Source organism: Streptomyces sp. NPDC051561, from assembly GCF_044454195.1.
Lineage (GTDB): Bacteria > Actinomycetota > Actinomycetes > Streptomycetales > Streptomycetaceae > Streptomyces.
Map to the genome: position 1 here is coordinate 381,619 of NZ_JBITDM010000006.1, position 25,095 is coordinate 406,713.

At 70.7% G+C, this 25,095-nt stretch carries 20 protein-coding genes; 15 read left to right on the forward strand and 5 right to left on the reverse strand.

The window, feature by feature from the left end:
* Positions 1 to 13: 13 nt before the first annotated feature.
* Together ACIA73_RS17545 and ACIA73_RS17550 are read right to left on the reverse strand one after the other, a co-directional pair.
* On the reverse strand, positions 14 to 607 hold the full coding sequence (locus ACIA73_RS17545; protein WP_399439402.1) for a two-component system response regulator: 594 nt from the start codon (positions 605 to 607) through the stop codon (positions 14 to 16).
* Positions 597 to 4,715, reverse strand: coding sequence for a HAMP domain-containing protein (locus ACIA73_RS17550; RefSeq protein ID WP_399439442.1), 4,119 nt, complete (start codon positions 4,713 to 4,715; stop codon positions 597 to 599). The genes ACIA73_RS17545 and ACIA73_RS17550 overlap by 11 nt, the downstream gene beginning before the upstream one ends.
* 257 nt (positions 4,716 to 4,972) lie before the next feature.
* Here ACIA73_RS17550 and ACIA73_RS17555 point away from each other — a divergent pair, with 257 nt between their 5' ends.
* Together ACIA73_RS17555 and hemW are read left to right on the forward strand one after the other, a co-directional pair.
* On the forward strand, positions 4,973 to 6,913 hold the full coding sequence (locus tag ACIA73_RS17555) for a SpoIIE family protein phosphatase (RefSeq protein ID WP_399439403.1): 1,941 nt from the start codon (positions 4,973 to 4,975) through the stop codon (positions 6,911 to 6,913).
* A 53-nt stretch (positions 6,914 to 6,966) separates the two neighbouring features.
* Positions 6,967 to 8,199, forward strand: coding sequence for a radical SAM family heme chaperone HemW (gene hemW / locus ACIA73_RS17560; protein ID WP_399439404.1), 1,233 nt, complete (start codon positions 6,967 to 6,969; stop codon positions 8,197 to 8,199).
* A 142-nt stretch (positions 8,200 to 8,341) separates the two neighbouring features.
* Here the strand turns inward: hemW and ACIA73_RS17565 are convergent, their stop codons facing one another.
* Positions 8,342 to 9,166, reverse strand: coding sequence for a DUF3097 domain-containing protein (locus ACIA73_RS17565; RefSeq protein WP_399439405.1), 825 nt, complete (start codon positions 9,164 to 9,166; stop codon positions 8,342 to 8,344).
* Positions 9,167 to 9,330: 164 nt separating this feature from the next.
* Positions 9,331 to 10,062 carry an MBL fold metallo-hydrolase gene (locus tag ACIA73_RS17570; RefSeq protein WP_399439407.1) on the reverse strand — a complete coding sequence of 244 codons (732 nt, stop codon included), beginning with the start codon at positions 10,060 to 10,062 and terminating at the stop codon, positions 9,331 to 9,333.
* 140 nt (positions 10,063 to 10,202) lie between these two features.
* On the opposite strand from ACIA73_RS17570, the gene hrcA reads away from it, so the two are divergent.
* The 11 genes from hrcA (at position 10,203) to ACIA73_RS17625 (ending at position 20,688) form a co-directional block, all read left to right on the forward strand.
* The gene (gene hrcA, locus ACIA73_RS17575; RefSeq protein WP_399439408.1) at positions 10,203 to 11,219 is read left to right on the forward strand and encodes a heat-inducible transcriptional repressor HrcA; all 1,017 of its coding nucleotides are present in this window, start codon (positions 10,203 to 10,205) and stop codon (positions 11,217 to 11,219) included.
* The gene (gene dnaJ, locus ACIA73_RS17580; RefSeq protein ID WP_399439409.1) at positions 11,220 to 12,356 is read left to right on the forward strand and encodes a molecular chaperone DnaJ; all 1,137 of its coding nucleotides are present in this window, start codon (positions 11,220 to 11,222) and stop codon (positions 12,354 to 12,356) included.
* 181 nt (positions 12,357 to 12,537) lie between these two features.
* Positions 12,538 to 13,641: a nitronate monooxygenase gene (locus ACIA73_RS17585; protein ID WP_399439410.1), complete on the forward strand. Its 1,104-nt coding sequence runs from the start codon at positions 12,538 to 12,540 to the stop codon at positions 13,639 to 13,641.
* Positions 13,638 to 14,381 (forward strand): 16S rRNA (uracil(1498)-N(3))-methyltransferase, encoded by a 744-nt coding sequence (locus ACIA73_RS17590; protein WP_399439411.1) that lies wholly within the window; start codon positions 13,638 to 13,640, stop codon positions 14,379 to 14,381. Before ACIA73_RS17585 ends, ACIA73_RS17590 begins: the two co-directional genes overlap by 4 nt.
* A gap of 37 nt (positions 14,382 to 14,418) precedes the next feature.
* Entirely contained in the window at positions 14,419 to 14,811 is a 393-nt protein-coding gene (locus ACIA73_RS17595) for a VOC family protein (protein ID WP_399439412.1), read from the forward strand.
* Positions 14,812 to 14,924: 113 nt separating this feature from the next.
* Positions 14,925 to 15,599 carry a hypothetical protein gene (locus ACIA73_RS17600; protein WP_399439413.1) on the forward strand — a complete coding sequence of 225 codons (675 nt, stop codon included), beginning with the start codon at positions 14,925 to 14,927 and terminating at the stop codon, positions 15,597 to 15,599.
* A gap of 143 nt (positions 15,600 to 15,742) precedes the next feature.
* Positions 15,743 to 16,699, forward strand: a complete 957-nt coding sequence (locus tag ACIA73_RS17605) for an ATP-binding protein (protein ID WP_399439414.1) — start codon at positions 15,743 to 15,745, stop codon at positions 16,697 to 16,699.
* A gap of 59 nt (positions 16,700 to 16,758) precedes the next feature.
* Positions 16,759 to 18,132, forward strand: coding sequence for an ATP-binding protein (locus ACIA73_RS17610; protein ID WP_399439415.1), 1,374 nt, complete (start codon positions 16,759 to 16,761; stop codon positions 18,130 to 18,132).
* Positions 18,129 to 19,229 carry a translation initiation factor IF-2 gene (locus ACIA73_RS17615; RefSeq protein ID WP_399439416.1) on the forward strand — a complete coding sequence of 367 codons (1,101 nt, stop codon included), beginning with the start codon at positions 18,129 to 18,131 and terminating at the stop codon, positions 19,227 to 19,229. Before ACIA73_RS17610 ends, ACIA73_RS17615 begins: the two co-directional genes overlap by 4 nt.
* A gap of 179 nt (positions 19,230 to 19,408) precedes the next feature.
* Positions 19,409 to 19,768, forward strand: a complete 360-nt coding sequence (locus tag ACIA73_RS17620; RefSeq protein ID WP_399439417.1) for a histidine triad nucleotide-binding protein — start codon at positions 19,409 to 19,411, stop codon at positions 19,766 to 19,768.
* Between the two features lie 14 nt (positions 19,769 to 19,782).
* Positions 19,783 to 20,688, forward strand: coding sequence for a ribonuclease Z (locus ACIA73_RS17625; protein WP_399439418.1), 906 nt, complete (start codon positions 19,783 to 19,785; stop codon positions 20,686 to 20,688).
* Positions 20,689 to 20,898: 210 nt separating this feature from the next.
* Here the strand turns inward: ACIA73_RS17625 and ACIA73_RS17630 are convergent, their stop codons facing one another.
* Entirely contained in the window at positions 20,899 to 22,299 is a 1,401-nt protein-coding gene (locus tag ACIA73_RS17630) for an MFS transporter (protein WP_399439443.1), read from the reverse strand.
* A 492-nt stretch (positions 22,300 to 22,791) separates the two neighbouring features.
* Between ACIA73_RS17630 and ACIA73_RS17635 the strand changes: the two genes are divergently transcribed.
* Positions 22,792 to 23,889, forward strand: coding sequence for a carbohydrate kinase family protein (locus ACIA73_RS17635; RefSeq protein WP_399439444.1), 1,098 nt, complete (start codon positions 22,792 to 22,794; stop codon positions 23,887 to 23,889).
* Between the two features lie 143 nt (positions 23,890 to 24,032).
* The gene (locus ACIA73_RS17640) at positions 24,033 to 25,094 is read left to right on the forward strand and encodes a PhoH family protein (protein ID WP_399439419.1); all 1,062 of its coding nucleotides are present in this window, start codon (positions 24,033 to 24,035) and stop codon (positions 25,092 to 25,094) included.
* The last annotated feature ends 1 nt before the right edge of the window (position 25,095 follow it).

Consider the following 25,095-nt stretch of genomic DNA (forward strand, 5'->3'; position numbering starts at 1 on the left):
TGCGCCGCGGCCCTCAGGTGGAGTGGCCGCGGCGCATTTCGGCGAGGATTTCGCGTAGCCGGGCGACCTGGCTGGGCAGCGGTGAGCCCTCGGCGGTACCTTCCCTGAGGACCTGCTCCTCGATCTCGGCGAGCTGGGCTGCGAGCAGTCCGAACTGTTGCCGCTCCTGATTGAGCATGCGCTCAAGTTGCCTGTTCTTACGGTGCAGTTCGAGAAATACGTTGACCTTGGCGCGCAGCACCCAGGGGTCGAAAGGTTTCGTCAGGAAATCGGCCGCGCCCGTCGCGTAACCCCTGAAGGCGTAGCCGGAATCGCCCTCGGCGCCGGTCAGGAAAATGATCGGGACGTCCTTGGTCTGGTCGAGACGCTTGATGTTGGAGGCGGTCTCGAAACCGTCCATGCCCGGCATCCGGACGTCCAGCAGAATCACCGCGAACTTCTGCCGCAACAGTGCCTTCATCGCCTCCTCACCCGAACGGGCCCGGACCAAGGGCTCGTTGAGGGCGCCGAGTACGGCCTCAAGGGCGATGAGGTTGTCCTCCATGTCGTCCACGAGCAGGATGCTGGCGTGGTCGTGGTGAGTGGTTCGCGGGGCCTCAGTGGTCATCGTCCACAACTCCTGGAACTGCCGGGGCTACACAATCTGCTGACGCGTGTTTCTCCTGTTCCGGTTCCCCGGTACACGCCGGGTTCCCTGGATACGCCGGTTCTCCTCCCGGGTCGAGCACGGAGCACACCACGGAGAGGAGCTGGTCGACGTCCACCGGCTTCGGTACGTACTCGTTGGCTCCCTGGGCGATGGACTTCTCCCGGTCGCCGGGCATCGCCTTGGCGGTGAGGGCGACGATCGGCAGGTCGGTCCAGCGAGGGGTGTTGCGGATGGCCTCGATGGTTTCGTAACCATCCATTTCCGGCATCATGATGTCCATCAGCACCAGTTCGACATCGGGATTGCGTTCCAGCATCTCGATGCCCTCCCGTCCGTTCTCCGCGTAGAGCACGGGCATGCCGACCCGACCGAGCACATGGGTGAGGGCGAAGACGTTGCGGATGTCGTCGTCGACGATCAGAACCCGGCGGCCGGGGAGCACGATCCCGGCCCTGCCGGAACTCCACTCCTCCAGCTTGGTGGTGGTGGGCCAGCCGTTGTCCTGATCGGGCAGGGTGATGTGGTTGGCGGACAGCCGCTCGGGCGGCGGGGCGATGGACAGGGCGCGCGGCGGCTGGTGGGTGACCTGCTCGGATTCGATGTGTCCCGGGTAGCGCACCGGGACGTACAGGGTGAAGGTCGATCCCTGGCCCGGCTCGCTCTCGGCGACGATCCGCCCGCCGAGCAGCCCGGCGATCTCGCGGCTGATGGACAGCCCGAGGCCGGTACCGCCGTACTTGCGGTTGGTGGTGCCGTCCGCCTGCTGGAACGCCTCGAAGATGACCGGGAGTTTCTCGGCGGCGATGCCGATGCCGGTGTCCGCGACGGAGAACGCGATGACTTCCTGAGTGCCCTTGAGGATCGCGTTGTCGGGGTCGGCGATGCGACTGACGTGCAGTTCGACCCGGCCGGTCGAGGTGAACTTGATGGCGTTGGACAGCAGATTGCGCAGGATCTGCTGGAGCCGCTGCTCGTCGGAGAACACTTCGCGCGGTACGTCCTCGCCGACCACCACGTCGAAGGCCAGGCCCCTGTCGAGGGTGACCGGGCGGAACGTGGCGTGCACGTAGTCGAGGAGTTTGATCAGCGGGAGCTTCTTGGGGCGTACGTCCATCCGGCCGGCCTCGATCTTGGACAGGTCGAGGATGTCGTTGATCAGCTGGAGCAGGTCGGAGCCGGAGCGGTGGATGGTCGTCGCGAACTGGACCTCCTGGTCGGAGAGATGGCCGTCCGGGTTGTCGGAGAGGAGGCGGGCCAGGATGAGGAGTGAGTTCAGCGGCGTGCGCAGCTCGTGCGACATGTTCGCCAGGAACTCGGACTTGTACTGGGAGGAAGTGGCGAGCAGGGCCGCTTTTTCCTCCAGTTCGGCGTTGGAACGCTGAAGTTCGGCCTGTTGCCGCTGGAGTTCGTTGGAGCGGTCCTGGAGCTGGATGGCGAGCCGCTGGGACTCGCTCAGCAGGGATTCCGTACGGGAGTTGGCGATGATGGTGTTGATCGCGACGCCGATGGTGTTCACGAACTGGTCGAAGAAGGCCAGGTGCACGTCGGAGAAGCGGGAGAAGGAGGCGAGTTCGATGACGCCCAGGAGTTTGTCCTCGAAGAGGATCGGGATGATGACGACGCTCGCCGGGGCCGCTTCGCCGAGCCCGGAATTGATTTTGATGTAGTCCGGCGGGGCCTCCTCGACGAGGATGCGCTTCTTCTCCAGGGCCGCCTGGCGGACCAGACCGTGTCCCGGCATGCCGTGGGTGTCGACGGTGGCGCCCTGGGCGGAGCCGTAACCGGCGATGAAGGCGAGACCGCGCTGCGGAAGGGTGGCGTTGGTGGTGTGCGACGGAGTGCCGTCGGTCTCCGGGTCGGCCAGGAAGAACGCCCCGAACTGGGCGTTCACCAGCGGGGTCAGCTCGCGCAGGATCAGGTCGGCGACCTCCATCAGGTCGCGGTGGCCCTGCATCAGCCCGGCGAGGCGGGCCAGGTTGGACTCCAGCCAGTCCTTGGCGCGGGTGGTCTCACGGAGGTTGGACACCATCAGGTTGATGTTGTCCTTGAGTTCGGAGACCTCGCCCCGGGTCTCCACGGTGATCGAGCGGGACATGTCGCCCTGGGCGACGGCGGAGGCGACCTCGGCGATGGCGCGGACCTGAGTGGTGAGGTTCAGGGCGAGTTCATTGACGTTGGTGGTGAGGCGCTTCCAGGTGCCGTACACCCCCTCGACCCTCGCCTGACCGCCCAGTTGGCCCTCGGAGCCGACCTCGCGGGCCACCCGGGTGACCTCGGACGAGAACGAGGACAGGGTGTCGACCATGGTGTTGATGGTGGTCTTGAGCTCCAGGATCTCGCCGCGGGCATCCACGTCGATCTTCTTGGAGAGGTCGCCCTGCGCGACGGCGGTGGCGACCTGGGCGATGTTGCGGACCTGGGAGGTCAGGTTGTCGGCCATGTAGTTGACGTTGTCGGTGAGGTCCTTCCAGACGCCGGAGACGCCGAGGACCTGTGCGCGGCCGCCGAGCCTGCCGTCGGTGCCGACCTCGCGGGCGACCCGGGTGACCTCGTCGGCGAAGGCGCGCAACTGCTCCACCATGGTGTTGACGGTGTCCTTCAGCTCCAGGATCTCGCCGCGGGCATCCACGGTGATCTTCTTGGAGAGGTCGCCGTTGGCGACGGCGGTGGTGACCTGCGCGATATTGCGGACCTGGGACGTCAGGTTGGACGCCATGAAGTTGACGTTGTCGGTGAGGTCCTTCCAGACCCCGGAGACGCCGCGCACCTGGGCCTGGCCGCCGAGGTTTCCTTCGGTGCCGACCTCGCGGGCGACGCGGGTGACCTCGTCGGCGAAGGCGGAGAGCTGGTCGACCATGGTGTTGATGGTCGATTTGAGTTCCAGGATCTCGCCGCGGGCATCCACGGTGATCTTCTTGGAGAGGTCGCCGTTGGCGACGGCGGTGGTGACCTGCGCGATGTTGCGGACCTGGGACGTCAGGTTGTCCGCCATGAAGTTGACGTTTTCGGTGAGGTCCTTCCAGACGCCGCTGACGCCGCGCACCTGGGCGCGACCGCCGAGGTTTCCTTCGGTGCCGACCTCGCGGGCGACGCGGGTGACCTCGTCGGCGAAGGCGGAGAGCTGGTCGACCATGGTGTTGATGGTCGATTTGAGTTCCAGGATCTCGCCCTGGGCGTCGACGGTGATCTTCTGCGACAGGTCGCCGTTGGCGACGGCGGTGGTGACTTGCGCGATGTTGCGGACCTGGGACGTCAGGTTGGACGCCATGAAGTTGACGTTGTCGGTGAGGTCCTTCCAGACCCCGGAGACGCCCCTGACCTGGGCGCGACCGCCGAGCTGGCCCACCGTGCCGACCTCGCGGGCGACGCGGGTGACCTCGTCGGCGAAGGCGGAGAGCTGGTCGACCATCGTGTTGACGGTCAGTTTCAGTTCGAGGAGCTCGCCGGTCGCCTCCACGGTGACCGTACGGGTCAGGTCGCCGCGCGCCACCGCCGTGGTCACCGCCGCGATGTCGCGCACCTGGGCGGTCAGCCGGGACGCCATCGTGTTGACGGCCTCCGTCACATCGCGCCAACTGCCGGACAGCCCCTGCACCTTGGCACGCCCACCGAGTCGCCCCTCGGTGCCGACCTCGCGGGCCACCCGGGTCACCTCACCCGTGAACAGCGACAGCTGGTCGACCATCTTGTTGACCGCCCGGCCCAGTCGGCGCAGGTCACCGTGGAGCTGACGGTTGCCGTCGTGCAGGTCGACCCGCTGGGTGAGGTCGCCGCCCGCGACCGCGTCCAGCACCCGGGTGGCATTCGCGGCGGGCACCACCAGGGCGTCCAGAAGTGCGTTCGTACTGTTGATGTTGGAGGCCCAGCCGCCCTGGCCGGGACTCACCGTCAGCCGCTCGTCGAGCCTGCCGTGCCGGACGACCTCTCGGCGCACGCGCGCCAGTTCGGCCCCGAAGTGCTCCTTGCGGTCGGCGATCTGGTTGAAAACGGCGGTGAGTTCGCCGGGCGCCCCGGCGTGGGTCTCCGGCAGGCGCACCCGGAAGTCCCCGTCCCGCAGCGAGGTCATCGCGGCGAGCAGCGGGCGCAACTCGGACACGTGCACCCAGCCGTCGCCCGGGTGTTCGCCCTCGTGGGGCGGGCCCTCGGGGCCGCCCGCAGTGCGGCTCCCGGTGCGGGTCCGGTCGCGGGCCGCAGGGCGAGGAATGGCTCGATCTTCGTTCATTGAGGCCCACTTCGGTGACTCGGTGCTTATGGGCAGGCTCAGTCTGTCACCCTGTGGTTGTCGTAAGCGGCGCATTGCGACAACCGATCAGGAGCCGCACCGTGACATCGATTCCGACGCAGCGGGACAACGGAGCCCGCGCGAGTGTCCCGCCCGCCGGGAGGTACGAAATCCAGCCCGAGGCCCGCACCAGCCTGCCCGGCAACCCGCTTGCCCCCTCCGCCGCGCGGAAGTTCGTCCGCGCCGCCATCGCGGACTGGTCAGGGACGCCCCTGCTGCCAGGCGACGAGGGGATCGCCGGGCGGCTCGCCGACGACGCCGCCCTGGTGGTCAACGAGCTCGTCACCAACGCGGTCGTGCACGCCGGCACCACCGTCGAGGTCCTGTGCCGTATCGAACCGGGCGCCGCCGCCCGGGAATCCATCGCCCTGATCGTCGAGGTGTCCGACCACCACCCCTCCCGGGTCGTGCACAGCCAGCCGCAGCGCCGCGAGAGAAGCGGTGCCCCCGAGTACGGGCGGGGACTGCACCTGGTCGCCGGGCTCGCCGAGAGCTGGGGCGTGACCTACCGCACGGGTCTCAAGACCGTCTGGGCCGCGCTCACCCTGGAGAACTGGCAGCAGGCCACCGAGGGCCCCGCCGAACCGCCCACCGGCGCCGCCCTCGCCTGCGAGCACGCCCTGCGGCGCGGGCTGCGGGCCGCCGAGATCCTCGCCCCGCTGCCCCGGCGGCCGGTCCGCGACGAGGACCCGGACTGGATCAACCGGGGCGCGCTGTCGTTCCTCGCCGAGGCCTCCGACCTGCTGGCCGGGCAGTTCGACCAGGACATGGTGGTCGCGCTCGCGGCCCAGCTCCTGGTGCCCAGGCTCGCCGACTGGTGTGCCGTATGGCTCGATCCGGAGGGCGCCGGTCCGGCAGCGGAACCGCGGCTCGCCCGGGTCTGGCACGCCCGCGAGGCGTGCATGGAGGAACTGCGCGCCCTGCTGGAGAAGGAACCGCCCCGGCTGCCGGAATCCGCCCGCGGCGGCCCCGTTCCGCTGCCCTGGCCGGCCGCCGGGGAGAGCTTCGGCGGGGCCGGCGCGGTGCTCGCCTGCCGGATGGTGGTGGGCGGGCGCCGGGTCGGCGTACTGATGATGGGGCGGGCCGGGATGGTCCGCATCCCCGACGAGGTCACCGGACTGATCGAGGACTTCGTACGCCGCGTCGCCCTCGCCGTCGGGGCCGCCCGCCGCTACACCCAGCAGGCGACCATCTCGTCCGTCCTGCAGCGGGCCCTGCTGCCCAGCCGGGTCGCCGAGATCCCCGGGATGACCAGCGCCCTCGTCTACCAGCCCCGGGGCGAGGGACTGGCCGGCGGCGACTTCTACGACATCTTCCACGCCTCCGACGGCCGCTGGTGCTTCGCACTCGGCGACGTCCAGGGAAACGGTCCCGAGGCGGCGGTGTTCACCGGGCTGGTGAGGCCCTGGCTGCGGCTGCTCGCCCGCGAGGGCTACCAGGTCTCCGAGGTGCTCGACCGCCTCAACCGCCTGCTCCTCGACGACGCCACCGAGTCCGCGGACGCTGCGGCCCGGCTGGTCGCCGCGGCCGGCGGCCAGGAACTTCCCGACGGCCCGCAGGCGCGTTTCCTGTCGATGCTGTACGGGGAGCTGGAACCGCTGCCGGACGAGGAGGGCGGCGGTGTGCGCTGCACCGTCTCCAGCGCCGGACACCCGCTGCCGCTGGTGCTGCGTCCCGATGGCGAGGTACGGGCGGCAGGCCGACCGGGGGTGCTGCTCGGGGTGCTGGACGACGCGGCGTACGAGAGCGAGACCTTCGTGCTGGCGCCGGGGGAGGCGCTGCTCAGCGTCACCGACGGGGTGACCGAGCGGCGCAACGGGCGGGTCATGTTCGACGACGGGGACGGGCTGGCGAAGGTCCTGACCGGGTGCGCGGGGATGTCCGCGCAGGGAGTGGCGGAGCGGATCACCCGCGCCGTGCACGCCTTCGCGATGGAGCCGCCGGACGACGATCTGGCGCTGCTGGTGCTGCGGGCGGAGTAGCGAGCAGGCGGCGGGTGGGCGGAGTCCTCGGCCCGAGGGCGGACAATGGGGGCATGCCTTCTGTACTGCCTGATGGTGAGCCCATGCCCGAGGACGGGGCGCTGCCTCCCGATGCCTTGCGGGGGGCGGCGGAGCGGCCCCTCGGGTTCTACCTGCACGTTCCCTACTGCGCGACGCGCTGCGGCTACTGCGACTTCAACACCTACACGGCGACCGAGCTGCGCGGCTCCGGCGGCGCCCTGGCCTCCCGCGACAACTACGCGGCGACGCTGGTGGAGGAGGTGCGCCTGGCCCGCAAGGTGCTGGGCGACGACCCCCGGCCGGTCCGCACGGTCTTCGTCGGCGGGGGTACGCCGACGCTGCTTCCCGCAGGCGATCTGGTACGGATGCTGGCGTCGATCCGGGACGAGTTCGGCCTCGCGGACGACTGCGAGATCACCACGGAGGCCAATCCGGAGTCGGTGAACCCGGCCTATCTTCAGGAGCTGCGGGCGGGCGGCTTCAACCGGGTGTCGTTCGGTATGCAGAGCGCCAGGCCGCACGTACTGAAGATCCTGGACCGTACGCACACGCCCGGACGGCCGCAGGAGTGTGTCGCGGAGGCGCGGGCCGCCGGCTTCGACCACGTAAACCTGGATCTGATCTACGGGACCCCGGGGGAGTCCGACGCGGACTGGCAGGCGTCGCTGGACGCGGCGATCGGGGCCGGTCCCGACCATGTGAGCGCGTATGCGCTGATCGTGGAGGAGGGGACGCAGCTGGCACGGCGGATCAGGCGCGGCGAGGTCCCGATGACCGACGACGATGTGCACGCGGACCGCTATCTGATGACGGAGCAGGCGCTGTCGGGGGCCGGTTTCTCCTGGTACGAGGTGTCGAACTGGGCCACCTCGGACGCCGGGCGGTGTCTGCACAACGAGCTGTACTGGCGGGGCGCCGACTGGTGGGGGGCGGGACCCGGCGCGCACAGTCACGTGGGGGGCGTGCGGTGGTGGAACGTGAAGCATCCGGGCGCCTATGCGCAGGCACTGGGCGACGGGCGCTCCCCCGGGGCCGGGCGTGAGGTGCTGTCCGAGGAGGACCGGCGGGTCGAGCGGGTGCTGCTTGAGCTGCGGCTGGTGGAGGGATGTGAGCTGTCGTTGCTGAAGCCGGCGGGGCTGGCGGCGGCGGAGAAGGCGGTGCGGGACGGCCTGCTGGAGGAGGGGCCCTTCGGGGAGGGGCGGGCGGTGCTGACGTTGCGGGGGCGGTTGCTGGCGGATGCGGTGGTGCGGGATCTGGTGGACTGAGGGGGGCTGGGGCTGGGGCCGGGGTACGGGCGCGGGGTCCGGGGTCCGGGGTCCGCGACCGTCAGGGTTTCAGTCCCGTGGGGAATTCGGTCCTGTGGGGCATCAAGGGCCGTGGGGTGGGGCATCCAGGGCCCTGGGGCATTCAGTCCTGTGGGGCCGTGACGAAGTCGATCAACTCTTCCACTCGGCCGAGAAGTTCGGGCTGGAGGTCCCGGTAGGAGTGGACCTTGCCGAGGATGTGCTGCCAGGCGGCGCCGGTGTTCTCCGGCCAGCCGAGGGAGCGGCAGACGCCGGTCTTCCAGTCCTGGCCGCGGGGGACGGTGGGCCAGGCGGGGATGCCCACGGCGGACGGCTTCACGGCTTCCCATACGTCGATGTAGGGGTGGCCGACGACCAGGACGTCGGCGTGGGACACCGAGGCGGCGATGCGGGATTCCTTGGAGCCGGGGACCAGGTGGTCGACCAGGACACCGAGTTTGGCGTCGGGGGCGGGGGAGAAGTCGGCGACGATGGCGGGGAGGTCGTCGATTCCTTGCAGGTATTCGACGACCACGCCTTCGATGCGGAGGTCGTCGCCCCAGACGCGTTCGACGAGTTCGGCGTCGTGGCGGCCCTCCACGTAGATGCGGCCGGCGCGGGCCACGCGGGCGCGGGTGTCGCGGACGGCGAGGGAGCCGGAGGCGGTGCGGGCGGGGCGTTGCTGGGCGGTGCCGGTGGAGGGCCGGACGAGGGTGACGGGCTTTCCTTCGAGGAGGAAGCCGGCCGGGGTCATGGGGAAGACGCGGTGTTTGCCGAAGCGGTCTTCGAGGGTGACGGTGGGGCCTTCGGCGGTTTTCTCGGTGCGGATCACTGCGCCGCAGAAGCCGGTGGAGGCCTCTTCGACCACCAGGTCGAGCTCGGCGGGGAGTTCGGGGGTGGGGGTGGGGGTTTTCCACGGGGGTGTGAAGTCCGGGCTGTAGCTGCGCATTTGGTCAAAGTTACTAGGTGGGGGCGGGGATTTCTCCCCGCCCCGCCCCTTCCCGAAACTGGGGGCGGGCCCTCAGAACCCCCAGGTGGCGGGTCCTCCAGAGGTGGGCGGGAAGGTGCGGGCGGGGTGGGGGGCGGGCGCTTCAGGGCGCCGGCCGGTGGTGGTCAGGCGGGGAAGCGCTGGGTCAGGGCGTCGCGTTGGGCGCGGACGAAGGCGGCGTTCACCACTGCTCCGTGGCCGGGGACGTAGTGGGCGGAGTCGCCGGCCAGGGTGAGGAGGTGGTCGAGGGATTCGGGCCAGCGGGTGGGGGTGGCGTCGGGACCCGCCTGGGGGGCGCCGGACTCTTCGACCAGGTCGCCGCAGAGGACGAGGCCGGCGTCCGGGACCAGGGCCACCAGGTCGTGGGGGCTGTGGGCGGGGCCCAGGGTGGCGAGGAGAACAGTGCGGCCGCCGCCCAGGTCGACGGTGCGGGGACGGCCGGCGGGCACGAGGTGGTGGGGGGCGGTGAGGAGTTCGGCTGCTTCCACGGCGGCGGAGGGCGCCACTCCGTGACGTACCGCATCCGCCGCGAGCACCTCGTGCTGGAGGAGGGCGGTGTCCATGCCGGTCGCGGCGTACACCTCGACGTTTGCGAAGACCCCGGTGCCCAGGACGTGGTCGAAGTGGGGATGGCTGAGCGCGATGTGCGTCACTCTGCGGCCCAGCAGTGCCTCGGCCTGGCGGCGGATCTCGACGCCCTCGCGAAGGGTGGATCCGGTGTCGAACAGGAGTGCCCCGTGGGCGCCTGCGACCAGGCCCACAGTGGCATCCCAGCCGGGCAGCCGACGTCTGGCGATGCCCGGTGCGAGACGTTCCCAGCCGAATTCCGCAGCTGTCTCTTCCCCTCGCAAGTCCATACCGTGACGCTAGCGTGAGCTGCCACCCTTGTCCGGGTGGCACCCCACAGCCGTACACTGGCCCGGATAATCGCTGGCACTCGCGCAGGGGGAGTGCCAGGCAGGGCAGCAGGGAACATCACGGCTTGGAGGTGTGCGCGATGCTCAGTGAACGCAGACTTGAAGTGCTGCGCGCCATCGTCCAGGACTATGTCGGGACCGAGGAGCCGGTCGGCTCCAAGGCGCTCACCGAGCGGCACCAGCTCGGTGTCTCGCCGGCCACGGTCCGTAACGACATGGCCGCCCTGGAGGACGAGGGATTCATCGCCCAGCCGCACACCAGCGCCGGGCGCATCCCCACCGACAAGGGCTACCGGCTTTTCGTCGACCGGCTGGCGGGGGTCAAGCCCCTGTCGACGCCGGAGCGGCGGGCCATTCAGAACTTCCTGGACGCCTCGCTGGACCTGGACGACGTCGTCGCCCGTACGGTGCGGCTGCTGGCGCAGCTGACCCGGCAGGTCGCCGTCGTCCAGTACCCGTCCCTGACGCGGTCGACGGTGCGGCACGTGGAACTGCTCTCGCTGGCTCCCGCCCGGCTGATGCTGGTGCTCATCACCGACACCGGCCGGGTCGAGCAGCGGATGATCGACTGCCCGGCGCCGTTCGGCGAGACCTCGCTCGCGGATCTGCGGGCGCGGCTCAACAGCCGAGTGGTGGGCCGCCGGTTCGCCGACGTACCGCAGTTGGTGCAGGAACTTCCCGAGTCCTTCGATCCGGAGGACAGGGGAACCGTTTCGACGGTCCTGGCGACTCTGCTGGAGACGCTCGTGGAGGAGACCGAGGAGCGGCTGATGATTGGCGGAACTGCCAATCTCACGCGCTTCGGGCACGACTTCCCGCTCACCATCCGCCCCGTACTGGAGGCGCTGGAGGAGCAGGTCGTTCTGCTGAAGCTGCTCGGTGAGGCGACCGAGTCCGGCATGACCGTACGTATCGGGCACGAGAACGCCCATGAAGGACTCAGTTCTACGTCCGTGGTCGCAGTCGGCTACGGTTCTGGCGACGAGGCAGTCGCCAAACTAGGCGTGGTCGGACCGACCCGCATGGACTACCCCGGAACGATGGGAGCGGTACGCGCAGTGGCACGTTACGTCGGACAGATCCTGGCGGAGTCGTAAGTGGCCACGGACTACTACGCCGTACTCGGCGTGCGCCGCGACGCTTCCCAGGACGAAATCAAGAAGGCGTTCAGGCGCCTCGCTCGTGAACTTCACCCGGATGTGAACCCGGATCCGAAGACTCAGGAGCGCTTCAAGGAGATCAACGCCGCCTACGAGGTGTTGTCGGACCCGCAGAAGAAGCAGGTCTACGACCTCGGCGGCGACCCGCTGTCCGCTTCGGGCGGTGGTGGGGCCGGTGGCTTCGGCCAGGGCGGCTTCGGAAACTTCTCCGACATCATGGACGCCTTCTTCGGTACGGCATCCCAGCGCGGCCCGCGCTCGCGGACCCGCCGGGGCCAGGACGCCATGATCCGGCTGGAGATCGACCTCAACGAGGCGGCCTTCGGTACGACCAAGGAGATCCAGGTCGACACCGCTGTGGTGTGTACGACCTGTAGTGGCGAGGGCGCTGCTCCCGGGACGTCCGCCCAGACCTGTGACATGTGTCGCGGCCGGGGCGAGGTCTCTCAGGTGACGCGGTCCTTCCTGGGCCAGGTCATGACGTCGCGGCCGTGTCCGCAGTGTCAGGGCTTCGGTACGGTCGTGCCGACGCCGTGCCCGGAGTGCGCGGGGGACGGCCGGGTCCGGTCCCGTCGCACGCTCACGGTGAAGATCCCGGCCGGTGTCGACAACGGGACGCGGATCCAGCTCGCGGGCGAGGGCGAGGTCGGCCCCGGTGGCGGGCCCGCCGGTGACCTGTACGTGGAGATCCACGAGAAGCCGCACTCCACCTTCCAGCGGCGGGGTGACGACCTGCACTGCACGGTCACCATCCCGATGACGGCGGGCTCGCTCGGCACCAAGGTGCCGCTGGAGACGCTGGACGGGGTCGAGGAGATCGACATCCGTCCGGGTACCCAGTCCGGGCAGTCGGTTCCGCTGCACGGGCGGGGCGTCACGCACCTGCGCGGTGGCGGCCGGGGCGACCTGATCGTGCATGTCGAGGTGCTCACCCCGACCAAGCTGGACCAGCAGCAGGAGGATCTGCTGCGGCAGCTGGCGAAGCTGCGCGGGGAGGAGCGGCCCACCGGGCAGTTCCAGCCCGGTCAGCAGGGGCTGTTCTCGCGGCTGAAGGACGCGTTCAACGGGCGATAGCGGCGAGTCGCTGTGGCGCCGGTACGTGTGCAACGGGCGCTGAGTCCGTAGCGGGACCTGCGCCGGCACCGCGCAACCACGGCCGGCGTCGCACAAGCACGAAGGACGGGGCCGGACCACCAGGTCCGGCCCCGTCCTGTTTGGATTCGGCCCGGCGGGCGCATCGTGAAACGATGCGGGCATGTCTGTTGAGTCCCGGGGGATTCCCGCGCTGGGGGAGCTGTGCCGGCGTGGGATCGTCGCCGCGCCGATGGCCGGCGGGGTGTCGCGTCCCGAGCTGGCCGGTGCCGTGTCCGACGCCGGTGGGCTCGGGTTTCTCGCGGCGGGGTACAAGACCGCCGACGGGATGTACGAGGAGATCAAGCAGCTGCGGGCGCTGACCGCCAAGCCTTTCGGGGTCAACCTCTTCATGCCGCAGCCGTCCGCGGACCAGGCCACCCTGGATCTGTACCGGCAGCAGCTCACCAGCGAGAGCGCCTGGTACGAGACCCCGATCGACGAACGCTCCGAGGAGCGCCACCCCACCGACGACGGCTACGAGGCCAAGCTGGCCCTGCTCGTCGACGACCCGGTCCCGGTGGTGTCCTTCACCTTCGGCTGCCCCTCCCGCGACGAACTCGACGCCCTCGCGCTGGCCGGTACGTTCACCGTCGTCACCGTCACCACCCCCGAGGAGGCGCAGGCCGCCGAGTGGGCCGGGGCGGACGCGGTGTGTGTGCAGGGCATCGAGGCGGGCGGCCACCAGGGCACCCACCGCGACGACCCGCAGACCGACGGCAGCAGCGGGCTCGGGCTGCTGTCGCTGGTGACGCAGGTCCGCGAGACCGTGCAGTTGCCGGTGATCGCGGCGGGCGGGCTGATGCGCGGGGCGCAGATCGCCGCCGTACGGGCGGCCGGGGCGGATGCCGCACAGCTCGGTACGGCGTTCCTGGCGTGCCCGGAGTCCGGGGCGCACGTGATGCACAAGCAGGCGCTGAAGAACCCCTTGTTCGTACGGACGGAACTCACCCGGGCGTTCTCCGGCCGCCCCGCACGCGGCCTCGTCAACCGCTTCATGCGCGAGCACGGCCCCTACGCCCCCTCCGCCTACCCGGAGGTGCACTACATGACGGTCGGCCTGCGCAAGGCGGCGGCGAGGGTGGGCGACGCACAGGGCATGGCGCTGTGGGCGGGGCAGGGCCACCGGCTGGCCCGGGACCTGCCCGCCGGGCGGCTGGTGCAGGTGCTGCACTCCGAGGCGGACTCGGCGTGGACGGAAATGGCTTTGAGGAGGTCGACGTCATGACGGCGCCGGTGTTCGTGGTGGAGAACGTGCCGCAGAGCGGCGAGTATCTGCTGGACGGCGCCGAGGGGCGTCACGCGGTGTCGGTACGGAGGCTGCGGGCGGGCGAGGAACTGGTGCTCGCGGACGGCCTCGGCAACGGCGCACAGGGCGTGGTGATCGCCGCAGAGGGCAAGGACCGCTTGGTGGTGAAGGTGACCGGGACCCTCGTCGAGGACGAGCCCCGGCCGCGCATCACCGTCGTACAGGCGCTGCCCAAGGGTGACCGGGGCGAGCTGGCCGTCGAGACGATGACCGAGACGGGTGTGGACGCGGTGGTGCCGTGGCAGGCGGCGCGGTGCATCACCCAGTGGAAGGGCGAGCGGGGGGCGAAGTCCCTCGCGAAATGGCGGGCCACCGCGCGGGAGGCCGGGAAGCAGTCGCGGAGGCTCCGGTTCCCCGAGGTCGCCGAGGCGATGAGCACCAAGCAGGTGGGGGCACTTCTGGCCACCGCCGACTTCGCCGCCGTACTCCACGAGGACCGGGACGCGGACAGCGGCGCGCTGGCCCTCGCCGAGCTGCCGGAGCAGGGAAGCATCGTGCTGGTGGTCGGGCCCGAGGGCGGGGTTTCGCCCGAGGAGCTGGCGGTGTTCGCGGCGGCCGGGGCGAAACCGTACAGACTGGGCCGCAGTGTGCTCCGTACCTCCACGGCGGGCACCGCGGCCACCGCGCTGCTGCTGGGGCGCACCGGACGCTGGTCCTGAAACCACCCGCGGTATCGACGAGAGAGGGGAGTACGTCATGGAACTCGCACAGGTGCGGCTGCTGGTCACCGACTTCGCGGCCTGCTACCGGTTCTACGGGGAAGTGCTCGGGCTCAAGCCGCAGTCGGGCTTCGCGGACGGCCCTTACGAGAAGTTCTCGGCCTCCGTCGGGTCGGCCGGGATCGCCCTCCAGGACCGGACCGTGATGGCCGGCCTGCTGGGGGAACTGGCCGAGGAGCCCGCCGGGCACCGGTCGTTCGTGGTGCTGAGGGTCGATGACCTGGACGGGTACTGCGCGGAGATCACCGGGCGGGGTGCGCACCTGGTGCACGGGCCCGCCCCGATGACCGAGCGGATGCGGGTCGCCCACCTCAAGGACCCCGAGGGGAATCTGGTGGAGCTCCAGGAGTGGCTGCTGCTCGGGGGTTGAGCGAGGGGCGGCTTGCGGGAGGGGCGCCCGGGCGAGGGGCGGTGGAACGGCCGGGCGCTCAGTGGCCGCAACCCGACTGTTCGGCGTGGGCGGGCGGTGGGAGGCTGCCTGCCATGGGGGCTACGAGGCGGATACGGCGCCGGCGCACCCTCGCGGTGATCGGTGCCGTGGGTGCGGCGGTCGTGGGAGTCGTGGCGTGCGAACCGAGCGGCGGCGCCGGCGGGCTGAGCTCGTTCGCGGTGGCACTGACCACCGACCGGACCGGCACCCGCGCCCTGGAACGGGTCGGCATCGACGTCAACTGGATGACCTGTACGTCCACGGTCGGCGACGGCCCACGGATCAACACCCGTCCCCACACCCGCCCCTCGGTGGCCACTTCCGCCCCTTCGGTACGCAATATCGCCACCGTCTCCTGCGAGGGCCAGACCAACGAAGGCCGGGAGATCCGTATCGAAGGGAAGGTCACCGACGAGCGTGACGGGCGGTGCGTACGGGGCGACCTGACCGCCAAGGTGGCCGGGCGCACGGTGTTCCGGGCCAATGTGCTGGGCGACTGCAACTCCCGTACAGCCGCACCTACTTCACGGCCCACTTCGCAGCCCACTTCACAGCCCACGGGGCGCCCCACCGTACGTCCCGTCCCCGCCCCCCACCCGCTCCACCTGGGAGCCCCCGCCCCCCACCCGCGCCCCCGAACCCCGGCCCACCGTCACCGTCACGGTGACCGCCGACCCGCCCCCGCCGCAGCCCTCGCCGGACCCCACCGTGCCCGCACCCACGTGTAGTTGTCGCCCGGAGAAGTGAGCCGGGTGGTGTGCGGGGGCCCGGCGGCGCGCATACCTACGTAGCCCTCACCTGGGGAATTAGGTGTACGGATCTCCGGCCCACGAGGGCGCGCGGGGAGCCGGTGCCCGGCCAGAGTGGTCGTATGCCTCCCGCATACGGCTACTCCGTCCCCCGTACCCCCCACGAACCGGCCCTCGGTGAGCTCCTCGAACTGCTCGCCGAGACCCGCCTGGTCACCCTCACCGGGCCCGCCGGAGTCGGCAAGTCGCACCTTGCCGCCCATCTCGCCGAGGCCGTCACGGATCTTCCCGTGCACCGCTGCGACCTCTCCGACTGCGCGGACGCGGCCCTGGTGCCGCAGACCGTGGCCGCCGCCCTCCACGCCGCCACCGCCCCCGGCAGCGGCACCGACCCGATGGAAGCGGTGCTGCAACTCCTCGCGGGACGGCGCGGACTGCTCGTGCTGGACACCTGTGAGCGGGTCCGGGCGGGCTGCGCCTATCTGGTGGGCCGGCTGCACGACGCCTGCCCCGGCCTGCAGATCCTGGTCACCAGTCGAACCCCGATCGGTGTGCCCGGCGAGCAGCGGGTCCCGCTGCGCCCCCTCTCCCGCGAGCGCACCGTCGAACTGCTCCGCGAGAAGGCGGCGATGCAGGGCGTCGACCTGCCGGTCTTCTGGACCAGGCTGCTCGCCGAGCGGCTCGACGGCGACCCGCTGAGCGTGTTGCTCGCCGCCCGTTCGCTCGGCAGGTCCGCCACCCCGCAGCAGTTGTACGGCAGTCTGTGCGAACCGGGTGCGAGGTTCGGGGTGTTGATACACGGTCCCAAGCAGCCCGCCCGGCACAGCACGCTGTTGCGGGCCATCGCCTGGAGCCACGACCTGTGCGGACGGGCGGAACGGCTGCTGTGGGCCCGGCTGTCCGCGTTCACCGGGAACTTCACCGCCGAGCAGGTGCGGACGGTCTTCGCGGGCGACGGGGAACTGGCCGCGCTGATCGAGGCGTCGGTGGTGCTGGCGGAGGGCGACGGTACGTACCGGCTGCCGCTGGCGCACCGGGAGTACGGGCAGTTGTTGCTGGAGGGGTTGGGGCGGCCGTAGAGGGGCTCGGGGGAGGGGTGGCCGCAGGGGCGGGTGTGGCTCCTTCGTAGGGTGTTGGCATGTCCGACGAGTCACCTCTCCTGCGCAGCTTGCGCGCCGCCGTGGCGGCCGCTCCCGACGACGTACCCCTGCGGCTGCATGTGGCGCAGCTGCTGCTGGAGGCGGGGATGGGGGATGCGGCGGTCGCGGAGGCGGCGGTGGCGTTGACCCATGCGCCGGGGGACGTGCGGGCGCGGGAGTTGATGGTGCGGGCTATGGGGGCAGTGGGGCCGGTGGTGCCGGCTCCTCCTGCGGATCCGGTTTCTCTTCCGGAGCCGGAGTCTCTTGCGGATCCGGTTTCTTCCGCGGTCCCGGACTCTTGTGGTGCGCCGGTGGCCGCTGTTCCGTCCGTTGCGCGACAAGTGCCTCCTGTTGCCGGGGAGTTCGACTGGCAGGCTGCCGCGCACGAGGTCGAGGACGTGCTGCCGCCGCGGTTCGCGGCCTCGGGCGGCGCGGCGGACGCCCCGGTGCCGCTGACGGCCGACGGCAGTGGGGACGCCGGGGACGCGGACGCGTTCGACGTGGAGGCGCCCGGGGGGATCCGGCTGGCGGACGTTGGCGGGATGAACGACGTAAAAGAGCGGCTGGAGGCGGCTTTTCTGGCGCCGATGCGCAATCCGGAGCTGCGCAAACTGTTCGGGAAGAGTCTGCGCGGAGGGCTGCTGCTGTACGGGCCGCCCGGCTGCGGCAAGACGTTCATCGCGCGGGCGGTCGCCGGTGAGCTGGGCGCCTCCTTCATGTCGATCTCGCTGAGCGACGTACTCGACATGTACATCGGACAGTCCGAGAAGAACCTTCACGAAGTTTTCAGCACCGCCCGCCGCAAAGCACCGTGTGTGGTCTTTCTCGACGAACTCGACGCGCTCGGCGCCAAACGCAGCCGCTCGCACCACAGCGGACTGCGCAACGCCGTCAATCAACTTCTCGTCGAACTCGACGGCGTCGAGAACAACAACGAGGGCGTCTTCGTGCTGGCCGCCACCAACGCCCCCTGGGACGTGGACCTCGCGCTGCGCCGTCCCGGCCGCCTGGACCGCACGATCCTGGTGCTGCCGCCCGACGAGCCGGCCCGTGCGGAGATCCTGCGCCACCACCTCAAGGACCGGCCGATCGAATCCGTCGACCTGGGCAAACTCGTCAAGGCCACCGACGGGTTCTCCGGCGCCGACCTCGCGCACCTCTGCGAGAGCGCCTCCGAGGCGGCGCTCCTGGACTCCGCGCGCACCGGGAACATCCGGATGATCAATACCAAGGATCTGCTGGGCGCCGTACGCCAGATCAGACCGTCCACCGATCCCTGGTTCGCGTCCGCACGCAATGTGGCGATGTTCGCCAACGACGGCGGAACCTACGACGATCTGCTCGCCTACCTGAAGAAGAAGAAAAAGCTGTGAGTGCGTACCACGACATGACGGAGCGGGCCGGTGCTCTGATCGACCTCGAACGTCAGGAGGAGGCCAGGCCGTTGCTCACCGCACGGCTGGCCGAGGACCCGACGGACGCCAACGCCTGGCTGCACCTGGCCCGCTGCGACCTCATCGGCGAGGTGACATCGCAGGCACTCAAGGACTGCGAGTACGCGCTCGGCCAGGCGCTCGCGCTGGAACCGGGGATGTTCGGTGCGCTGCTGATGCGGCAGCGCCTGCTGTCCACCACGGGGCGCCAGGCCGAGGCGCAGGAGACGGCCCGGCTGCTCGTGCACACCCACCCGGACCACTGGGTGGCCCACGTCTCGCTGGCCACCACGCTGCAGACCCAGCCGGGGAAGATGCCGGAGGCGTACGAGGCCGCGGTGCGGGCGGTACGGCTGGGACCCGAGGAGACCGGGGCGCACGAGGCGCTCTGGAAGGCGGCGTACTTCTCCGGCCGGAAGGACGTGGCCGCGCAGGCGATCACCGAGGCGCTGAGGATCGACCCGCAGTGCTCGTGGGCGCACACCATGCGCGCCCACACGGCCTCCGTGACACCGGGCGCCGGCCTGCCGTCCGTCGCGGACGCCTACGCGGACGCGCTGGCGGTGTCGCCGTCCAGCGAGGGGCTGCGGTCGGCCCTGGAGAGCACGGTCTACCGGATGCTGCGCGGGACGCGGTGGCTGGCGCTGGTGTGTCTGGCCATCGCGGGGGTGACCGGGCGGATCTTCCCGGACGAGAACGATCCGGTGGGTGCGGTGCATCCGGGGACGCGGGTGTACGCGCTGGCCATGATGGCCGCGATCTGGGTGTTCGGCGCCTGGCGGCGGTACCGGGGGATGCGGGCGGGGGCCCGGATGTCGGTGCGGGCGCTGCTGTCGACGAGTTTCTGGGCGCGGGTGGCACTGGGGCAGGCCGTGTGGTGCATGGTGTGCGCGGTGCTGGTGGTGGCGGTGCCGTGGGGGGATCTCGTGGTGCCGCGGACGTTGTTCTGGGTGGCGTTGGTGCCGACGTTGCTGACGGTGTGGTTCGAGCGGTCGGCGGTGCGGGAGCAGCGGCTCAGGGGTGCGAAGAAGGCTTAGGGGGCGGGGGCCGGGAGCTGAGGCGTGGGGCTTGAGGCTCGGTGCCGGGAGATGAGGGCCGGGGGCTCGGAGTGCTTCAGGGCCGCCCCCCGGCCCTGGATGCCGTTCGGCCGATAGCATGCGCGGTATCCGATCAACTCCGGTCGAGTCCGATTCAACGCAGCCACGAGGAGGCCGACATGGCAGGTGAAGCGCAGGCGGACTGCCTGTTCTGCAAGATCGTCGCCAAGGAGATTCCGGCGACGGTCGTTCGCGAGAGCGAGACCACGCTCGCCTTCCGCGACATCAACCCGCAGGCGCCCACCCACGTCCTGGTCATCCCCAGGGTGCACCACCCGGACGGTGCCTCGCTGGCCGCCGCCGAGCCGCTGATCGCGGCCGATGTGCTGCGCGAGGCCGGGGAGGTCGCCTTCGAGGAGGGCATCGCGGAGACCGGCTACCGGGTCGTGTTCAACACGGGCGCGGGCGCCGGCCAGACCGTTTTCCACGCACATGCCCACGTGCTGGGCGGCCGCGGCCTCAACTGGCCGCCCGGATAGTCCCGGCAGCCCTCGTGTCCGCTCGCGAACTCGTCGTCCTCGGCACCGCCAGCCAGGTCCCCACCCGCCGCCGCAACCACAACGGCTACCTCCTGCGCTGGGACGCCGAGGGCCTCCTCTTCGACCCCGGCGAGGGCACCCAGCGCCAGATGCTGCGCGCGGGCGTCGCCGCCCACGACCTCAACCGGATCTGCGTCACCCACTTCCACGGCGACCACTCCCTGGGCCTCGCCGGAGTGATCCAGCGCATCAATCTCGACCAGGTCCCGCACCCGGTCACCGCCCACTACCCGGCGAGCGGCCAGCGCTTCTTCGACCGGCTGCGCTACTCGACGGCCTACCGGGAGACGGTGGGGGTGACCGAGGCACCGGTCGCCGCCGACGGGGTACTCGCCACGACGGCGGCCTACACCCTCGAAGCCCACAAGCTCTCGCACCCGGTGGAGAGTTACGGCTACCGGCTGGTCGAACCGGACGGGCGGCGGATACTGCCGGAGAAGCTGGCCGCGTACGGCATCGGGGGCCCTGACGTGGGCCGGCTCCAGCGGGAGGGCGTGCTGGGCGGGGTCACCCTCGCGGACGTCAGTGAGGAACGGCGCGGACAGCGCTTCGCGTTCGTCATGGACACCCGGCTGTGCGACGGGGTGCACGTACTCGCCGAGGGCTGCGACATGCTCGTCATCGAGTCGACCTTCCTGGACGAGGACGTCCGGCTCGCCACCGACCACGGCCACCTCACCGCCGGCCAGGCGGCCCGGGTGGCGCGCGACGCGGGCGTACGACACCTGGTGCTGACGCACTTCTCGCAGCGCTACAGCGAACCGGAGGAGTTCGAGCGGCAGGCCCGCGCCGCCGGGTTCGAGGGTGAACTGTCGGTCGCGGACGACCTGATGAGGGTGTCGGTACCGAAACGGGTGTGAAGCGTGGGGTGGGGGGATCGTTGAACGATCCCCCCGCTCAACGATCCCCGCGTCCCACGATCCGCGCGTCCCACGATCCGCGCGTCCAACGTGTCCCGTCGTGAACGATTCCCTCAGGTGACGATCCTTGCCGTGAACGATTCCTCCCGTCCACGATCCTCGCCGTGAACGATTCCCCCCCGTCCACGATCTCCCCCGTCCACGACCCCCTCACCCCACGAGGTGATCGTCCTCGCGTGCCCCCATCCGTACCCGCGGAGCCGCCGCACCGCGTGCGAACGGTGACCTGACCCGGCGGGTGAGCGGGCGCAGCGAAATCTCCGCGACCTCCTGTTCGGCCGCGCCCACCTGCGGTACCTGGCCCGCCGGTGCACCCGTGGTTCCCGCGAGCACCGCAGCCGCCGCGCCGCCCCGACGACGCACCGCACCAGCGACCAGCGGACGTCCGCCCGTGTGCAGGGCGACCGCCGTCATCGGCAGAGCCGTCAGCAGCAGTACGGCGCCCAGCACCGCCCCCATCGTGGGGAAGCCCGCCCACGCGGACAGCACGCTGCCCACCACCGGACCGCACGCCACCCCGAGCGAGGACGCCGACCCGGCGAACACCGCCCAGCGGCCGCGCGGGTCCATCGAGGCGGCGAGACCGATCAGGTAGGAGAGGACCACCGGGTAGACGGTGTTCCACAGGATCTCCCCCACGGCGAAGGAGACCAGGGAGGTGGCCGACGAACTCGCCGCGATGCACAGTGCGATGGCGACCGTGCCGCCGCCGACCGGGATCGCCCGGCCCAGCCGGGACCCGAGCGCACCCGCCGAACTCACCCCGACCAGCCCGGCCCCGAGCCCGGCCGCGAAGACGGCGCCGACGGTCACCTCGGAGAGGCCCGCCTGCTCGGTGCCGATGCGGTTGCTGACCCCCCACAGGGCGTTCTGGGCGAGCGACCAGCAGAGCAGCGCGGCGGCCAGCACCAGCCCGGACCTCAGGTGCGGCAGCTGCGACGGGTGCGCGGCCGCGGCCCCGAGGACCTCAAGCGGAGCCCGCGGTACCGGGGCCGAGTCGGCGGAACGGGCGGATTCGGCGGTGTCGAGCCGCCCGGCGGCGGGCCATACCAGGGCCGCGATCAGGGTGAGCGCCACGAACGGCGGACGGTGGCCGCCGTCCAGGTGCGGCACCGTCAGATAGAGCGCACCCGCCGTCGCCGACACGCTCAGCAGCCCGAGCACCGAGGCCCGGTGGGGGTCCGAGGCGGCGGCGATGCCCGCTGCGGCCACCGCCGTCGCCGTACCGGAACCGAATCCGCCGAGGGCGGCGCCCGCCACCACGGCCGGCACCGAGGAGGTCAGCGCCGCGCACCCGTACCCCAGCAGCATCAGCAGCAGACCGGCCCTGGCGGCACGGCGCGGACCGATGTGCTGGACCCGGGAGGCGAGGGTGAAGCCCGCCGCGGCCGAACAGAGCAGCAGTGCGCTGCCGACCAGACCCGCCCCTGCGGCGGACAGACGGAGGCCGGAACCGAGCCGTCCGACCAGCGTCGGCAGCAGATACGAGGCGAGATAGCCGGAGGTGAAGACGGCGACGAGCGGCCACAGGGCGCGAGGGCGCACGGGCAGGGCGCGGGAGCGCGAGAACACGGGCATTCCTGGAGAAGACGTGCGTGATGACAGGACGTCATGACGGCCATGGAGGGGAGAGGTTGAGCGACCGTCGAGGGACAGGAACGCGGCCCAATTCTTATCAAGCGCGCAGAGGGCAGGAAAAGAGAGAACGGGTAGTGACCTGCGACACATTCAGTTTGGGGTGGGGTCAGGCGGGTAGTGGAATCGCTCTCCTTGGCTCGGGGGCTCGCGTGACGCGCCCGTCACGTCCCGTTCACAAGCGCCCCCGGCGCCCGGCGGATCGTGCACACTGGCCGCGAAACAGCAGTACGCAAGGCTGTGGCACCTGTCGTCGGGGCACCTGTCGTCAAGACGCCGGCCGCAGGACCGGGCAGCGCCGGGCAGCACGGCCGGGGCACCACACGCATCGCACCTCGGGGAGCGCAAGTGAGCACGTACCACCACTACGGCGACCACCACGGCGAACAGGCACCCGCCGGCGAGCGCGTGCACGGCACCCGCGCCACCGAGAGACTCGACCCGCTCGACGGCCTGCGCACCCCCGGCGGCCCCTGCTGCGACGTGTTCCTCACCGGCACGGTCTTCCTGGACATCATCTTCACCGGCCTGGACAGCACCCCCGTGCGCGGCACCGAGACCTGGGCCCGCGGCATGGGCTCCAGCCCCGGCGGTGTCGCGAACATGGCCACCGCGCTGGCCCGTCTCGGCCTGCGCACCGCCCTCGCCGCGGCGTTCGGCGACGACCACTACGGCGAGTACTGCTGGGACGCGCTCGCCGACGGCGAAGGCATCGACCTCGGCATGTCGCGCACCGTCCCCGGCTGGCACTCCCCGGTGACCGTCTCGATGGCCTACGAGGGCGAGCGCACCATGGTCTCGCACGGCCACGAGGCCCCGCCGCCCGGCGGTTCCGCCCCCTTCCCCACCTGCCCGCCGCGCGCCCGCGCCGCCATCGCGTCCCTGGTCCCCGGGCACCGGCAGGACTGGGTGGAGACCGCCGCCCGCAACAACGCCCTGATCTTCGCCGACGTCGGCTGGGACGACACCGGACGCTGGGACCTGGCGGGCCTCGGCGACCTGGAGCACTGCGAGGCCTTCCTCCCCAACGCCGAGGAGGCCATGCGCTACACCCGCACCGACTGCCCCCGTCGGGCCGCCCACCGCCTCGCCGAGAAGGTCCCGCTCGCCGTGGTCACCCTGGGCGCGGAGGGCGCGTACGCGGTCGACGGGCGGACCGGCGAGAGCGCCGAGGTCCCCGCCATCGCCGTCGAGGCCCTCGACCCGACCGGTGCGGGCGATGTCTTCGTGGCCGGCTTCGTCACCGGCACCCTCGCCGGCTGGCCGCTCGCCGACAGGCTCGCCTTCGCCGGGCTCACCGCCGCCCTCTCCGTACAGGAGTTCGGCGGCTCGCTGTCCGCCCCCGGCTGGTCGGAGATCGCCGCCTGGTGGCAGCAGGTGCAGGGGTACGACGCCCAGGACCAGGAAGCGCTGAGCAGGTACGCGTTCCTGGAGGGCCTCCTTCCGGCGGACGTCAGGCCGTGGCCGCTGCGCAGGGCCGTACCCACCATCGGCTTTCGGGCGTAGAGCCGACCGTCGAACTCCCGTACCACTTCGAAGGTAAAACCCCTCGGTGTTGTCAGCGGTGAGTCGTACGCTTGGGAATCCAGAGGTTGTCGAGCAGCGAGAACCCTGCAACGGGAGGTATGTGCAGGCCACAGTGCCGGCCCATGACTCAGACACCCACACAGCAGCCGCAGGCCCGCGCCGAGTTCAAGATCCCGGCCTCTCACCCCATGGTGATGGTGCTCGGATCCGGCGACGCCCTGCTGCGCGTGATCGAAGAGGCCTTCCCGGCGGCCGACATCCACGTCCGGGGCAATCAGATCAGCGCTACCGGGGAGCGGGCGGAAGTCGCCCTGATCCAGCGGCTGTTCGACCAGATGATGCTGGTGCTTCGCACCGGACAGCCGATGACGGAGGACGCAGTGGAACGCTCGATCGCCATGCTCAGGGCGAACGGCAACGGCAAGGGCGCCAACGGTGAAGCGGTCACCGAGACCCCCGCCGATGTCCTCACCCAGAACATCCTCTCCAACCGCGGCCGCACCATCCGCCCCAAGACGCTCAACCAGAAGCGGTACGTCGACGCCATCGACAAGAACACCGTCGTCTTCGGCATCGGCCCCGCCGGTACGGGCAAGACCTACCTCGCCATGGCGAAGGCGGTCCAGGCGCTCCAGTCCAAGCAGGTCGACCGGATCATCCTGACCCGTCCCGCGGTCGAGGCCGGTGAGCGTCTGGGCTTCCTCCCGGGAACCCTCTTCGACAAGATCGACCCGTATCTTCGTCCGCTCTACGACGCGCTGCACGACATGCTGGACCCCGAGACCATCCCCCGGCTGATGGCGGCCGGGACCATCGAGGTGGCCCCGCTGGCGTACATGCGCGGCCGGACCCTGAATTCCGCGTTCGTCGTCCTCGACGAGGCGCAGAACACCAGCACCGAGCAGATGAAGATGTTCCTCACCCGGCTCGGCTTCGACTCGAAGATCGTCATCACCGGTGACGTCACCCAGGTCGACCTGCCGAACGGCACCAAGAGCGGTCTGCGCCAGGTCCAGGACATCCTCGGGGACGTCCCGGACATTCACTTCTCGCGGCTCACGTCCGAGGATGTCGTCCGGCACAAGCTCGTCGGCCGTATCGTCGACGCGTACGAGCAGTACGACAGCCGCATCGAGCAAAGCCGCAACGAGCAGCAGGGCCGGGGCGGCGCGACCGGGAAGTAGA

Coding starts and splice junctions, on each gene's coding strand:
- ACIA73_RS17590 (WP_399439411.1), top strand. CDS start 13,638: ATGACGGCGCCGGTGTTCGTGGTGGAGAACGTGCCGCAGAGCGGCGAG.
- ACIA73_RS17620 (WP_399439417.1), top strand. CDS start 19,409: ATGGCAGGTGAAGCGCAGGCGGACTGCCTGTTCTGCAAGATCGTCGCC.
- ACIA73_RS17595 (WP_399439412.1), top strand. CDS start 14,419: ATGGAACTCGCACAGGTGCGGCTGCTGGTCACCGACTTCGCGGCCTGC.
- ACIA73_RS17570 (WP_399439407.1), bottom strand. CDS start 10,062: ATGGACTTGCGAGGGGAAGAGACAGCTGCGGAATTCGGCTGGGAACGT.
- ACIA73_RS17600 (WP_399439413.1), top strand. CDS start 14,925: ATGGGGGCTACGAGGCGGATACGGCGCCGGCGCACCCTCGCGGTGATC.
- ACIA73_RS17565 (WP_399439405.1), bottom strand. CDS start 9,166: ATGCGCAGCTACAGCCCGGACTTCACACCCCCGTGGAAAACCCCCACC.
- hemW (WP_399439404.1), top strand. CDS start 6,967: ATGCCTTCTGTACTGCCTGATGGTGAGCCCATGCCCGAGGACGGGGCG.
- ACIA73_RS17640 (WP_399439419.1), top strand. CDS start 24,033: ATGACTCAGACACCCACACAGCAGCCGCAGGCCCGCGCCGAGTTCAAG.
- ACIA73_RS17610 (WP_399439415.1), top strand. CDS start 16,759: ATGTCCGACGAGTCACCTCTCCTGCGCAGCTTGCGCGCCGCCGTGGCG.
- ACIA73_RS17545 (WP_399439402.1), bottom strand. CDS start 607: ATGACCACTGAGGCCCCGCGAACCACTCACCACGACCACGCCAGCATC.
- ACIA73_RS17585 (WP_399439410.1), top strand. CDS start 12,538: ATGTCTGTTGAGTCCCGGGGGATTCCCGCGCTGGGGGAGCTGTGCCGG.
- ACIA73_RS17550 (WP_399439442.1), bottom strand. CDS start 4,715: ATGACCTCGCTGCGGGACGGGGACTTCCGGGTGCGCCTGCCGGAGACC.
- ACIA73_RS17605 (WP_399439414.1), top strand. CDS start 15,743: ATGCCTCCCGCATACGGCTACTCCGTCCCCCGTACCCCCCACGAACCG.
- hrcA (WP_399439408.1), top strand. CDS start 10,203: ATGCTCAGTGAACGCAGACTTGAAGTGCTGCGCGCCATCGTCCAGGAC.